This window comes from Enterococcus alcedinis (assembly GCF_014635985.1).
Lineage (GTDB): Bacteria > Bacillota > Bacilli > Lactobacillales > Enterococcaceae > Enterococcus_I > Enterococcus_I alcedinis.
Genome location: NZ_BMDT01000002.1, coordinates 187,811 through 202,256, shown reverse-complemented (window position 1 = coordinate 202,256; position 14,446 = coordinate 187,811). Strand labels below are relative to the sequence as shown.

The following is a 14,446-nucleotide window of genomic DNA, read 5'->3' as shown; positions in this document are numbered from 1 at the left end:
GAAATAACGATGAAAAAAAACAATCAAATGATCGGTCTGTTATCAATGATCGGCGCGTTATCCCTTGTATTAGGGGCATGTGGCGGCGGAGGTTCGAAGGCAGGAGCGAAGACGACAGAAGACGGAAAGACAATTATTAAAGTCGTACGCCCGACACAAAATATGGCTTCAGCCGATTCGAAACAAGTCAAAGCGGTTCAAGATGCAATCAATGACTATATTAAAGATAAAATTGATGTACAACTTGATTATGAAGAAATGCCAGCCGGCGAATACAGTAATAAAGTCAATTTATCTTTAGCCAATGGCGAAATTGATTTATTCTGGACAGCGAACTGGATGGGCGCGATTTCAACCGATGATTTAGTTCAAAATAATGGCGCCTATGATATTACAGAAATTTTAAAGGGGAGCCAATTAGAAGAAAGACTCCCAGCCGATGTATGGGAAGCTTCGTCATACAATGGTAAAAATTACTTTGTACCCGTTTATAAAGAAATTGCAGAAGGCTATAGCTTAATGTTTAGAAAAGAGTTAGTGGATCAATTCGGTTGGGACCTTTCAACTGTTAAAGAATTAAAAGACATCGAACCAATGCTAGCTGACAGTAAAGCAGCAGGCATCAAAGCACCGCTCTTAACACAAGCAACACCATTTGCGTACAAGTTTTTCTTAGATGATTATGCTTGGATTACTGGTAATGACTATATCGGTGTCGATCGCGAAAAAAATGAAGTCGTTGAAGTAATTAAAACCGATGAATACGTTGAATACATCAAGATGATGAGCGACTGGGGCGAAAAAGGCTATATTCAAGAAGGGGATATTACGAATACCAATCCAACTGATAGTTTAAATACCGATTTCTGGGGAATTAGCTGGTGGACAGATGTACCGAATAACGCTTCTGCTAGTTCACGTTACCAACAAGAAGTTGAAATGGTTCATATGACTAAAAACTATGTCGATTCGAATACAACATTAGGTTCAACGTATGCCATCGCTTCGAACACAACGGAAGAAGCAGCGAAAGCATCGGTCGATTTCTTAGGTTTATTATACTCGGATGAAACGTTAGCCAATTTATTTACTTATGGAATTGAAGGCGAAGACTACGATATGGTTGATGGATTTATTGTTAAAAAAGGCGAAAAATACGACCATAGTGCTTGGGAATCAACGAACGTAGAATTCGTGGCTTTAGAAGAAGGCGAACCTGCTAATAAAGTTGAATTGTATCAAGAGTTTAACAAAAATGCGGAGAAATCAATTACCGCTGGATTCCGTTTTGACGCATCAAATAGTTCAGCTGTGATTAGTGCTGTGAATAACGTTGTTGCAAAATATGGTTTCGTTTTACAAAGTGGCGGTTATCCACAGGCAGATGTGGATAAAGTTTTAGAGGAATACTATAGCGCTTTAGATGAAGCCGGTTATCAAGAGTTAGTGAAAGATGTTACCGATCAATACAATGCTTGGAAAACCAAGCAATAAATCGCAACTGATCTTTAAAAAATAAAGTCGAGGAAACAGCCGCTTCTTTCCCAATTGATTGGAAGAGCGGTTGTTTCAGTGTCAAAAAATATCAAAAATTTAAGAGGTGTCCAAAATGAATATCCTTCCAAAACCACAAAAAGTACAGGTTAATGATACGAAACAATATGTATTATCTTACGACAGTCAAATTGTCATTGATCAAACATGTGATCGCGCCGTCTATCCTTATGTCCAAATGCTACAAGCGAGCATGAAAGAAACACTCGGTTATACGCTAGCAATTACACGTGGGAGCAGTAAATTTACAGCGGTGACATTACAAATGAACGCAGAACTAAAAGCACAACAATATACACTGACGATTGATGAAAAGGGTGTTCTTTTACAAGCAAGTACGAATGAAGGCATACTGTATGCTATTCAAACATTGCGTCAATTAATCAAAGAATACGGTGCAGCATTACCGTTTGTTGCCATCGATGACTGGCCAGAAATCGATGTTCGTGGGTATTATTTAGATGTGACTCGTGGCAGAATCCCGCAATTGAGTTACTTAAAACAGTACATTGATAAATTAGCCATGTATAAAATCAATCAATTGCATCTATACATGGAACATAGTTTCTTATTTGAAGGACTGAGTGAGGTCTGGCGTGACGACACCCCATTAACAGCCAATGATATCTTAGAAATTGACGACTACTGTGCGGCGCGCAATATCGAACTGGTACCAAGTATCGCAACGTTTGGTCATTTATATAAAGTCTTACGCACACAAAAATTCCGTCACTTGTGCGAAATGCCAGATCTAGTCGATGATGCGTTTGGTTTTGTTGATCGGATGGAACACCATACCCTAGATATTACAAACGAAGCAAGCTTTGAATTCGTAACATCCCTAATGGCGCAATTTATCCCATTGTTCCGCTCAAAAAAATTCAATATTTGTGGCGATGAAACGTTTGATCTTGGAAAAGGTCGCAGTAAATCCGTCGCAGATGAAATTGGGGAACAAGAACTTTACGTACAATTCTTAGCTAAAATTTGTACGTATTTAGTTGAACAACAAATCACCCCATTATTCTGGGGCGATATCATTGTCAACGCGCCAGAAAATTTAGGACGCTTACCGCAAGAAGCGATTTGCTTAAGTTGGGGATATGCAGCCGACCAAGACGACCATTCTGTTAAGACCGTTGCCAATGCTGGAGCCAAACAATACTGTTGCCCAGGTGTTTCCGGTTGGGATCAACTTGTGAATCAATTCGAAGTATCCTTTGAGAATATTCAAAGAATGTGTCAATACGCGAAGACTTATCAAGCACAAGGACTATTAAATACCGACTGGGGTGACTGCGGTCATTTAAACCACCCCGATATGAGTATTCCTGGCATGATTTATGGGGCGGCCTTGTCTTGGAATCAAGCAACGACTTCATTTGCAGAAATGAACGAAAAAATTTCGCAACTAGAATTTGAAAACGTGTCTGGCGAAGTCGTAGCCATCTTAGCTGAAATCCCAACTAAATGGGTCTTCAAATGGCGTGATTTAGTCAACTTAAAAGAAGATCGTTTAGAAGCCGTTGATGAAAATCAAATCGATGCCATTCAAGCAGCAATTGTAGCGCTAACCGATTTAAGTAAAAAAATCATCCAAGTGACACCGAAATTAGATAGTACCCAAAGACATCGCCTACTGCCTTATTTAATCGCTATCGATGGCATGAAATTATTACAAGAACTAGGCATTACGTTGATTTTACAACAAAAAGAAAGTCAGTTTTCAAACCAAGGATTATCTGAAAGAATCGAAGAATGGTTCATGGCATACAAGAATAGCTGGCGCGAAGTCAGCCAAGAATCCGAACTTTATCGCATCCAAGAAGTATTCTTCTGGGCATCCGATAAAATCAAGGAAAAATAGACCCATTGCGAAAGTGTGAGAAGTAGTCGATAATAGTCTGAGTAATAAAAGTAGGAAGAAGTGCGAATAATGGAGGAATTATTATGAGTAAAGTATTTAATCTAGAAAATCCATGGATGAAATTTTTAGGAAAAGTCTTTGATTTGATGCTGATTAATTTAATCACGTTACTATTAATGATTCCAATTGTTACAATCGGACCCGCGATTACCGCGATGTTCTACTCACTCAATCGCATCATCACAGGGCAAGACACGAATTTGTTGTCAGAACACCTCGCCTTTTTTAAAAAGAACATCAAAGGACCGATGATTGTCTCGTTACTGCATTTCTCATTCGTACTAGGACTGTTTGCCTACCTAACTATTTTGGGTGAGAGCACGGCCAGTAGCGCTATCGTCTTGAAAATTATCATCTACGTCTTAATGACTTGCTCGACACTCCTAGTCATATATGCGTACGGTTTATTCGCTTCTTTTAATAATCACGTATTCGTGACAATCAAAAACAGCTTTTTCTTAATGATTGCCTACATTCCACGGACGATTTTAATTGGCGCCATTTATATCGGATTTAGTTTATTCTTCTTCCGTTTCCTAGCGATTTTTGCCCCAATCGTCTTTTTACTCGGACTAGTCTTACCAAGCCTACTCGTTGTCTTACTACTAAAAAGTGTTTTCGCAACAGCGATAGAAAAAACAGAAGCCTAAAAATAAAGAGAAAACCGTCCCCACAAGTAAAAATGTGGCGGACGGTTTTGTTGTACTTATTATATGGTATCATTAAAACAAAAATACGAGGAGGGAATAGGCATGGCTAGACCCACAACGAAACAAGCATTACGCCAAGCAGCTAATGAGAACTATCAAGAATTAATGACTTTACTGGAATCAATGTCGCAACAGCAACTAGAAAGCACATTTGATTTTAACATCGAGAATAAAAAGGAAGCCCATTGGAAGAGAGATAAAAACACGAGAGATGTTCTGATTCATTTAGTCGAGTGGCAACATTTGCTACTCAACTGGGTAGAGAGCAATCAAAAAGGTATCCCAAAACCCTTTCTAGAAGAAGGCTACAATTGGCGAACATATGGGGCGATGAATGTTAAATTCTGGGAGAGACACCAAACGACGCCTTATACCGATTCACTCCACGCATTAAAAGAAAGCCATGCACAAACCATGGCATTAATGGAAACCTTTTCAGATGAAGAGTTGTTTACGAAAGGGATTTTTGAGTGGGTCGGAGGCAGCACACTAGGCAGTTACTTTGTCTCTAATACCCCAAGCCATTATACTTGGGCGATAAAAAAATTGAAGCAGCATCAGAAATCGATGAATAACTGAGATGAATAACAAGCAGATAAGACGTGTGGGAAACGATTCAATTAAAGAGGATCGCTTTCTAAAGAGAGAGTATTCAATCTCGTTTATGTTGTTATTATACAATACCAATCGGAGGACACATATGAATGTAGTGATTTACCATACAAATGATTTTCACAGTAATTTTAATAACCTCAAGCAAGTTCACGCCTATATCAGAGCAAATAAAACAGAACACGATTTGTATCTGGATAGTGGCGATTACACCGATTTATCGAGTATTGTTGTTCAAGCAGATGGTGGGAAATCAGCGATGAAACTAATGATTGATAGCCAGATCGATGCGATGAGTTTAGGCAACAATGAAATTGATTTAGGCAAAGAGGCAATTGTTGAATTGGCGAAAAGCGGCGTGCCATTTTTATCGGCAAACATTCGAGATCTGGATCACAAAAAGATCGACGGTATTTATTCGTCGATCTTTTTGACAAAAGCCGATAAACGTTTTTTGGTTGTCGGGTTATCGCCTTATTACAGTAAAGATTTTGAACATGCCTCATACGATACCTTTTTTATGATGGGAGGCGTGACGACAAAAGAACCCATTACGTTAGTAAAACAAGAACTTGAGAAACAAAAAGGACAATATGATTATGCGATTTTGCTTTCTCACAGTGGACTATTCGTCGATAAAGTCATGCTGGAACAATTGCCAGAAATTGATTTATGCTTAGGCGGACATACGCATGACATCGCGACTTTTAAAGGCTACTCACAATCCGGACAAGGCGAAAAATTAGGAAAGATCACGTTAGAAATTACAGAGACAGGCATTGTAGAAATTGAGAATATCCAACTCGATTTAGTGGAACAACAAAATGCACGATTCGATACCTTATACAAAGAAATTGAAACAACGACCGATCAAATATTATCCCAGCCGCTCCCACATATTCGAGCGTTAGCATTCGATGCTTTTAATGAATCCGAGTTAATTAATTTTATTTGCGATGCTTTGATGAAAGAAAAACCGTCTGATTTAGCCATCATGCACACCGGCATTGCCGAACGGGCACTTACAAATCCAGTCTCAAGAAAGAGCCTGATTGAAAACTTCCCTTCAAAACTGAATCCGACACACTATCAGATTTCAGGAAAAGCCATTCGTGAAGCGATTCTTCTATCCTTTGATGAGGGGCATATCAGGAACAGTGGTAAAGGACCTGGATTTAGAGGCAGTGTTTTAGGATCGCTGGGATTCAGCCAGAATGTGAAAGTAGTGAAAAACACCGATCGAATCACAATTGACGGCCACCCATTGGAAGATGATAAAATCTACTCAATCATGACAGACGACTATCTCCAAAGAGGAAGCGGCTATCCAAGTCTGAGAGTAGAGGATAGTGAAGCGGCATTTGAACCAGGCTTTATTCGAGATTTGGTTGAAAAATATTTGATGGACGAGGAAGTCTTTGTGAGTTCGAAAGTGCAGAGAATATTTGAAGAAAGTGTTTAAAAGGGAATCAAAAGAATGCGGATGTCATAATGAAAGAATTTGTGAAGGCTTGTCGTCGACATCTTCATAAGACTTTGATACGGATCGATTTCGTTTTAATAAATAGCTCTCTATAATAAATGAAAAGAGGTTCATATGGAAATTCAGACAAAACGGTGTATCATACGCCCATTTAACGAAAGTGATATTAATCGTTTTATGGATTATAGAAATGACATGGATTGGATGCAGTACCAAGGATTTAAAGGGTTGACGAAAGAAGAGTATGCAGAGGTGCTTTTAGGTGGAAATGATTTAAATAGCGGCATGCAACTTGCCCTCGTGGACACAAAAAATAGCTGGTTAATAGGTGATGTTTATCTTAAGCAAGAGGAAGAGAATTGTTGGATAGGTTATTCAATTTGTCGATCAGAAGCGCGAAAAGGCTATGCTTATGAAGCAGTCACAGCTGTTATCAATCATTTGAAAAAACGAGGAATTAAGACTGTCAAAGCTGGAGTGGCTAGTGATAACGTGGCTTCTATTGAATTACTAAGAAAACTAGAATTTATTTATCTTGGATTCGCTGAAAACGAAATGAGATTTTCATTTAAAGTCTAGAGGAATCACTGAATAATTGTTTCATATCTTACAAATAATCGATTTATTTTTTATTGAGGATCGTTTCAACCCGATGGGTAACCAAGTTGAAACGATATCGAAAGCCTAAACGTTGAATAATAATATTTAGGCTTTTAGTGTGTCGATTTAATAAATAATGAAGTAACATACGATGTTACGATTCAGAGCATGTGTTTTTCTGGATGTTTTAATCTATTGCTAGCGAATTTGTCAGCAATAGCCGTATTATACAACTAAAGGAGGCGTCAAAATTGGAAATCGGAAAAATCATTAAAGAGAATAGACTTTTACACAACTTGACTCAAGAAGAATTAGGGAATGTTTTCTTTGTTAGCAGACAGCTAATTTCTAAATGGGAAACAGGTAAAAGCTATCCAGATTTAAACCAATTGATACAATTAAGTGATTATTTTGGTTTATCTCTAGATGAACTAATGAGAGGAGATAAAAAGATGGTGAACAAGTTAAGCTTCAATATAAAAAGTAAAAATGTATATATCATTTCCATAATTACAGTCGTGGTGATTGCTATTTTTGTTAGTTATTTTTATTGGGAAAACAAGGTAGTCCAATTAAAACCTACTGATATTGAGATTATATCTGTTACGGTATCCGAGGATGAAGGCTCAAAACACCTTGATGTAAATACAGGGGAAAATATCTTATTTCCAGATGACATTTCGTATAGTATCAGTTTTAAAATAAAAAAACCTTTCATCGATTTAGCAACTGGATATTATTTTGATAGTGATGAAAATAATTTATACGTTGATTTGAGAGGACAGAATAAACTCTCTTTTACAACTAAGGAGAAGGAGTTCACTTTTCAAATACTTTCAGATACAAAAAAAATTAGTGAGAATAGTAACATTGTAGTAGATGAAAACTATCGTAAAACCTTAGTTAAAAATAAAAAAGTTAAAATTATTGATCTTTCAGACTCCGTTAATCAAGTAAATAATAACTTAGCAGATTTAAATAGTTGGTTACTGATAGACCATGTGGATATAAAATAATAAAAGGATAGTGGAGAAGTACTTTTATCATGATATTTCTCCTCGAAATTTAGATTCTTGAATCTAAATTTCGGAGACTAGTAAGTTATTCATAATTAAGTAGTTAATTTTAAACAGTTTTTTATTAAATTATAATAATTAAATTCAGTTGTTTTAATCAGATTGAACTAACACTGAAAACCAAACAAGACAGATGCACTCTACTACTCATATATGAGTAGTAGAAGCTAATAAAATGATAGGTATTTAATATATGAGAAAAACGTTAAAATCAATTAATAGTAGACAAAAAATGTCGAATGATATAATTTTTTGTAATAGAGAAGATGGTATAAAAATGGAGCCTGGTCTAACTGAGAGGATTATATAGTCGCCGTCAATGGAAATAGCTAATTTTTTCAGACGACATGACAAAAGTTTAAGCAACATATAAACTTACAGAGGAAAGATGTAGAGTACGCATAATTTTATTTGGGATTTAGATGGAACGCTATTAGACTCGTATAATGTTCTTCTAAAATCTTTAGAAGAAACTTTTTCATATTTTAAAATCTATTTTGATTACGGAGCGGTAAAAAAGCATATTTTGAGTAAATCAGTGGTATCTTTATTGAAGGAAGAATTGTTAGAAAATGATATTTCGTATGATAAGATGAAACGATTTTTCTCTGAAAAAATAAATCTAAGGTGAATGATATAAAATTAATGGACGGATCCAAAGAAATTTTATTGTGGACAAAACAGAATAATGTCCAGAACTATATTTACACACATAAGAGTGATGTAGCCAATACAATACTCAAGGATTTGAATATAGCGTCTTTTTTTGTTGAAGTGGTCACCAGTAGTTATGAATTTAAACGCAAACCGGATCCTCAGGCGATTGAGTATTTAATTGAAAAGTACAACTTGGACAAACGAAAAACATATTATATAGGGGATAGATTACTAGACATAGAAGTAGCAATCTATGCGAATATAAACAGTATTAATTTATCGAAAAAAAACGAATGATGATAATAGTTGTATTTCAAATCTAATGGAGATAAGAGAATTGTTCTAGCTATTATCGTAATTTAAAACAATGCTTCCGAACTGAAATCCATTGTTTATAGGACGACAATGGATTTAACAATAAGGTAGAAAACATACTCAACATAACTGTAGATTAAATAAAAACGTAATTTTTTAGGTGTTATTCATTTGTCATTTTCAGGAATGATGAACTAAGTGAAATCCAAGGTATGTGGTTTAACAGCTTAGAAGAATTATTAGAGCACAAAGATTATATTATTTGCTACAGCGATTGTGATTCTATGGAAGATGTTACCCGTTACTATGTCGAAGAAACGGGGCAACTTGGTGAAGTACCCAGTAACTTACAGAACTATATCGATTATCAAGCTTTAGGGTGATATATGGAAATCGAAGGCAACTATATTGCAACTTCACATGGTGTATTAAAAGATTATTTTTCAAAAATTTGTCGGATATCTTGAAGTGTAGAATAAATTATTGAGTTTCTTTTCCACCATGCAACAAGTCTTGTTTTTCTGGAAATATCTGGAATTTCAATATCTACTTCATTTTCCAAAATTATTTTTAAGGTTACATCATTGTTTAAAAGCAGATTCTCATATTCTTCACCACCATAAAAAGAGCATGTAATTAAATCACTGTATGATGGCTGTTCATTCCTGATTAGTGTCCGATAAACAAATGTGGCTTTCAGATTATTTTTTCGTATTTTCCTATTGATTATTAATGCCCCTATAATATAAGAAATTGTCAAAGCAGTTACGATCAAACTTGTCATTGATGTTAATAAACTGGATGTCTCTTTTAGTAAAAAATGATTGATAATATTTATTAAATCTGGATTATCTATAATAATGCTTTTCAGGCTATTGGATACATTTGTAGTATTTCTTACAGCATCGAGTGTCAATAAATAATGTTTATTTTGAACATAACTAGCAAAAAAAAATTGTAATATTTGACTCAAAAATGCAGTTAAAATTGTGGTAAATGAGCTAATCAAAACTGTTTTACTATTTAAGTTCCTTAAAACATGAGCCGGAAATGTATAAGTCAATATGAAGTATAATATGATTGTAGTTAATAAATAGCCAGCAAATCGAGCGAAATCAGGAAAAAAAGAAACTAAGGGATCTAAAAATGAAAAGTAAACAATGGCGCTAATCATTGGTATTGCAACGTAAACAGTTGTTGTATATTTATAAACTATACCAGCTATAATACCTCCATAGCAGATAAGAACTATAATACTAATTACGATTGCAGTTACTAATTTTAAAACAGAAGATTCTCCTAGAAAATGTTGTATGAGACTATCTATAGCCATAAGATTTACTGCTAAAATTAGAAATGTTCCCATCGTCATATCACTGAAAAGACTAAAAGTATGCTTTCTTTTTTCTAGGTCAATAACTTTATTGTCATCTGTAATTCGATAGTATTCTAGATTTTTAATATTTTTTCGTTCTATAAAAAAAGTATTAATATTTTTGATAATAGTTTTCCTATTTATCCGAATAAGGAATATGCTAATTAGAATGACATAGATACTAACTACGCTGTATAGATTTTTTGATAATAATATTACGGGTATGTAAAGAAGTACTAATAACACTGCTGAATTCAATAAAGAATAATTATTTTTATCAGGTTTCTTTTGCAAAAAAATCCCCTCCTATTAGCTTCATTATCTATAAAAAATAACTAAAAGTAAATATAATATTTTTAAAGAGCAGTCCGATAAAAACGGACTGCTCTTTTTCTATTTCAAGAATGACGTGATGAAATGAAAAAGATAAGAAGTTACACGAGCATCTGGTCAGTAAAAAAGTCAGTGATGCCAATTTAACGGACTCCTATTGGAAAGCACACCTCATTGGAGCTGGACGTATTATTAACAAATAAGAAAGAATTTGAACTCATGAAAATCAAAATTGAACGAAAAGAAAAGCTGATAAAACAAAAAAGACTCTTACTATTAAGGTAGGAACCCATCATCCTTGGTATAAAACACAAGTGAAATTATGCACCTATGAAAATCGACTTCATTTATACGAAACGAGAAAATAAAAAGTTCAATAAAAAGAAAAATAGCCAGAAAAGCCTTTTTTAAAGGCTTTCTAGCTATTAATTCTTTATTCCCACTCAACAGTTGCCGGTGGTTTGCTCGTAATATCATAAACGATTCGATTCACATGCGCGACTTCATTTACGATTCTCACTGAGATCTTTTGCAATACATCCCACGGGATACGTGCGAAGTCTGCGGTCATGCCATCAACTGAAGTGATTGCGCGGATACCGATTGTATAGTCATACGTACGGCCATCGCCCATCACACCAACACTGCGGATACCTGGTAAGACAGTAAAGTATTGCCAGATATCGCGGTCTAAGCCAGCAAGCTTGATTTCTTCACGTAAGATGGCATCAGATTCGCGAACGATTTCTAATTTCTCTTCTGTGATTTCGCCAAGTACGCGTACGCCTAAGCCTGGTCCTGGGAATGGTTGGCGCCAAACGATTGAGTCAGGCATGCCAAGTTCTGTACCAACTGCACGAACTTCATCTTTGAATAAAGTGTTTAATGGTTCGATTAATTGGAATTCCATGTCTTCTGGTAAGCCACCGACGTTATGGTGCGACTTAATTGTTTGAGCGGTTTCTGTACCAGACTCAATGACGTCAGTGTATAGCGTACCTTGTGCTAAGAATTCAACTTTTTGTTCGCCGGCAATTTTGCCTGCTTCGTCATCGAATAAGTAAACGAATTCGTTACCGATGATTTTACGTTTTTGTTCTGGATCGCTTACGCCAGCTAATTTGCTTAAGAAGCGTTCTTTGGCGTCAACACGGATGATGTTTAGACCGAATTTACCGCCTAACATTTCCATTACTTCATCGCCTTCGTTTTTACGCATTAAGCCGTGGTCAACAAAGATACATGTTAGTTGATCGCCGATTGCTTTTTGTAAAAGGACACCAACGACACTTGAATCAACGCCACCTGAAAGGCCAAGTAATACGCGTTTGTCGCCAACTTGTTGGCGGATTTTAGCGATTTCGATTTCGATAAAGCTACCCATTGTCCAGTCACCTGCACAACCTGCAATATCAAAAGTGAATGCTTTTAATAGGTCTGTTCCGTATTCAGAATGTAAAACTTCTGGGTGGAATTGTACGCCGTAGATGTGACGACTAGCGTCTTGCATCGCAGCGATTGGACAATCTTTACTTGTACCAACAACATCAAATCCAGCTGGAACTTCTGTTACTAAATCGCCATGGCTCATCCATACGATTTGGTCTTTTGGTGTGTTTTGGAATAAATCCGCTTTGTCGCTTGTAATGTTTAGTTCGGCTTTACCGTACTCTTTATTATCCGCAGCTTCAACTTTTCCACCAAGTTCGTCGGTAATTAATTGCATACCGTAGCAAATTCCTAAAACAGGAATCCCTAAATTTAAAATTTCTGGATCAATACGGAAGGCATTGTCCGCGTAAACACTGTTCGGTCCACCAGAAAGAATAATTCCTTTTGGATTGATTGCTTTAACTTCTTCAGCTGTGATGCGGTGGCTTAATAATTCAGAAAACACACCGAATTCACGAATGCGACGAGTGATTAATTGGTTATACTGGCTGCCGTAATCAAGAACGATGATTTTTTCAACGTTCGGCATAATGTCAATGTTTGTCACGGTGAATGACCCCTATTCTATATAATTTGATGAAAAAGCGAACTTTTTCAAAATGAATCTCCAATCTTATCATAATAAAATTATTTTCGTTTGGCAATTATTAATCGCGTTAAATTAGTGTTTTCTTAGAGAAATCTGGTCAACTAAGTGATTTTCTTGTTTGTGTAAGATGACATCTGCTCGACCACGCGTCGGTAAGATGAATTCTTCTAAGTTTTTTAAGTTCACATTTTTCCAAACGGTTCGTGACATCGCGAGCGCTTTTTGGCGATCACCGATGGCATATTGATAGTAGTAATTTTTTGGATCTAAGAAGGCAGTATCAAGGAGCGATTCGAAGCGTTCCAAATACCATTTCTCAATTAAATCCGGTTCGGCATCAATAAAAATCGAGAAATCAAAGAAATCGCTGACATAAATTTGTTCATTTGCCGGTAATTGTAACGTATTAATGCCTTCAACGATTAAAATATCCGGTTGTTCGATTGTTTCAAATTGATTTGGAACGATGTCATAGATTTGATGGGAATAAAGCGGAATTTCGACATCTTTGCCGGTTTTGATTTCATTTAATGTTTGAATCAGTCGTTGCATGTCGTAACTTTCGGGAAAGCCTTTACGATTCATGATGTTTCGTTCTTCTAAGACCGCATTGGGGTATAAAAAACCATCGGTCGTAATTAACTGAACGTTGCGTCGTGAAAAAAGACGAGAAAGCAAGGTTTGTAGTAAGCGGGCCACCGTACTTTTTCCGACGGCGACACTGCCGGCGATCCCAATAATGAATGGCGGAACTTTGACGTAGCGGTGTAAAAAGAGTCCTTTGCTTAAAGTCAAAGATTCGAATTCTTTCATATAGAGATGGATTAAATGCGTTAATGGAATGTAAACATCCTCAACGTCTTGTACTGAAATCTGGTCATTCAGACTTTTGATGCTATCGAGCTCGTCCTGGGTCAAGGGCATATGCTCTTTCGTATAAAAGCTTTGCCATTCAGACCGAGGAATTTCATAATAGTTCATGCTTTCCTTCATTTTTTCTAGGGGACCTCCTCAAGTAACTTTATGCATTATTTTATCACAAAAAGAAAAATTAAATCATAGAAAAGTAAAAGCAATTGAAAAAGATGGTTTACAAGTAATCAAAATTCGTTATGATTAAAGAAACAATTTAATTTAAAGGAAGAAAAAAGATGACAAATCATTATTATAGTAAGTCGCCAGATACGGCGCACGAATACGCGCATTGGGATTTTGAATTAAAAGGAAAGCTGTTTCATTTTACAACGGATAGTAATGTCTTTTCAAAAGGAACGATTGATTTTGGTTCGCGTGTCTTAATTGACGCCTTTGATGCGACCGATTTACCGGAAGGACCGTTACTGGATTTAGGTTGTGGCTATGGCCCAATTGGTTTGTCGTTAGCTTATGATACGAAGCGTGTTGTCGAAATGGTTGATGTCAATGAGCGTGCACTTGAATTGGCGCAAACGAATGCGAAACAAAACAAGATCGAAAATGTTGAAATTCATGCTTCATACATCTATGAAACTTTGAATCATTCGGCTTATGCAGGGATTTTAAGTAACCCACCGATTCGTGCTGGTAAACAAGTGGTGCATGAAATTTTAGTCAATGCGGCAGATTTGTTGTTACCGGGTGGCACGTTAACGATTGTGATTCAAAAGAAACAAGGGGCGCCAAGTGCCCAAAAGAAAATGCTTGAAACGTTTGGCAACGCTGAAATTATTTTAAAAGACCGCGGTTATTATATTATCCAAAGCGTGAAGGAAGCATAGAATCGA

Annotated in this window: 12 protein-coding genes and 1 pseudogene; 10 read left to right on the top strand and 3 right to left on the bottom strand. The window is 36.2% G+C overall.

Annotated features, from left to right (window positions below; all coding sequences use genetic code 11):
- The first annotated feature begins 9 nt into the window (after positions 1-9).
- The 9 genes and pseudogenes from IEV09_RS03900 to IEV09_RS03860 form a co-directional block, all read left to right on the top strand.
- On the top strand, positions 10-1,494 hold the full coding sequence (locus IEV09_RS03900) for an ABC transporter substrate-binding protein (RefSeq protein ID WP_188366968.1): 1,485 nt from the start codon (positions 10-12) through the stop codon (positions 1,492-1,494).
- Positions 1,495-1,609: 115 nt separating this feature from the next.
- The gene (locus IEV09_RS03895) at positions 1,610-3,421 is read left to right on the top strand and encodes a beta-N-acetylhexosaminidase (protein ID WP_188366967.1); all 1,812 of its coding nucleotides are present in this window, start codon (positions 1,610-1,612) and stop codon (positions 3,419-3,421) included.
- 83 nt (positions 3,422-3,504) lie between these two features.
- On the top strand, positions 3,505-4,131 hold the full coding sequence (locus IEV09_RS03890) for a DUF624 domain-containing protein (protein ID WP_188366966.1): 627 nt from the start codon (positions 3,505-3,507) through the stop codon (positions 4,129-4,131).
- A 102-nt stretch (positions 4,132-4,233) separates the two neighbouring features.
- A complete protein-coding gene (locus tag IEV09_RS03885) occupies positions 4,234-4,770 on the top strand; it encodes a ClbS/DfsB family four-helix bundle protein (protein ID WP_188366965.1) in 537 nt (178 codons plus the stop codon).
- Between the two features lie 121 nt (positions 4,771-4,891).
- Entirely contained in the window at positions 4,892-6,265 is a 1,374-nt protein-coding gene (locus tag IEV09_RS03880; RefSeq protein WP_188366964.1) for a bifunctional metallophosphatase/5'-nucleotidase, read from the top strand.
- 135 nt (positions 6,266-6,400) lie between these two features.
- Entirely contained in the window at positions 6,401-6,865 is a 465-nt protein-coding gene (locus IEV09_RS03875) for a GNAT family N-acetyltransferase (RefSeq protein WP_188366963.1), read from the top strand.
- Between the two features lie 272 nt (positions 6,866-7,137).
- Complete coding sequence (locus IEV09_RS03870; RefSeq protein ID WP_188366962.1) at positions 7,138-7,902, top strand: helix-turn-helix domain-containing protein; 765 nt, start codon at positions 7,138-7,140, stop codon at positions 7,900-7,902.
- A 705-nt stretch (positions 7,903-8,607) separates the two neighbouring features.
- Positions 8,608-8,916, top strand: coding sequence for an HAD-IA family hydrolase (locus tag IEV09_RS12835; protein ID WP_188366961.1), 309 nt, complete (start codon positions 8,608-8,610; stop codon positions 8,914-8,916).
- 206 nt (positions 8,917-9,122) lie between these two features.
- Positions 9,123-9,314, top strand: a pseudogene (locus IEV09_RS03860) (antirestriction protein ArdA); the annotation flags it as partial.
- Between the two features lie 56 nt (positions 9,315-9,370).
- Here IEV09_RS03860 and IEV09_RS03855 read toward each other — a convergent pair.
- The 3 genes from IEV09_RS03855 to coaA all read right to left on the bottom strand — a co-directional run bounded on the left by IEV09_RS03855 (position 9,371) and on the right by coaA (position 13,676).
- Positions 9,371-10,603, bottom strand: a complete 1,233-nt coding sequence (locus IEV09_RS03855) for a hypothetical protein (protein ID WP_188366960.1) — start codon at positions 10,601-10,603, stop codon at positions 9,371-9,373.
- A gap of 472 nt (positions 10,604-11,075) precedes the next feature.
- Complete coding sequence (gene guaA, locus IEV09_RS03850) at positions 11,076-12,641, bottom strand: glutamine-hydrolyzing GMP synthase (RefSeq protein WP_188366959.1); 1,566 nt, start codon at positions 12,639-12,641, stop codon at positions 11,076-11,078.
- A gap of 114 nt (positions 12,642-12,755) precedes the next feature.
- The gene (coaA, locus tag IEV09_RS03845; protein ID WP_188366958.1) at positions 12,756-13,676 is read right to left on the bottom strand and encodes a type I pantothenate kinase; all 921 of its coding nucleotides are present in this window, start codon (positions 13,674-13,676) and stop codon (positions 12,756-12,758) included.
- 158 nt (positions 13,677-13,834) lie between these two features.
- On the opposite strand from coaA, the gene IEV09_RS03840 reads away from it, so the two are divergent.
- The gene (locus IEV09_RS03840; protein ID WP_188366957.1) at positions 13,835-14,440 is read left to right on the top strand and encodes a class I SAM-dependent methyltransferase; all 606 of its coding nucleotides are present in this window, start codon (positions 13,835-13,837) and stop codon (positions 14,438-14,440) included.
- Positions 14,441-14,446 lie beyond the last annotated feature (6 nt).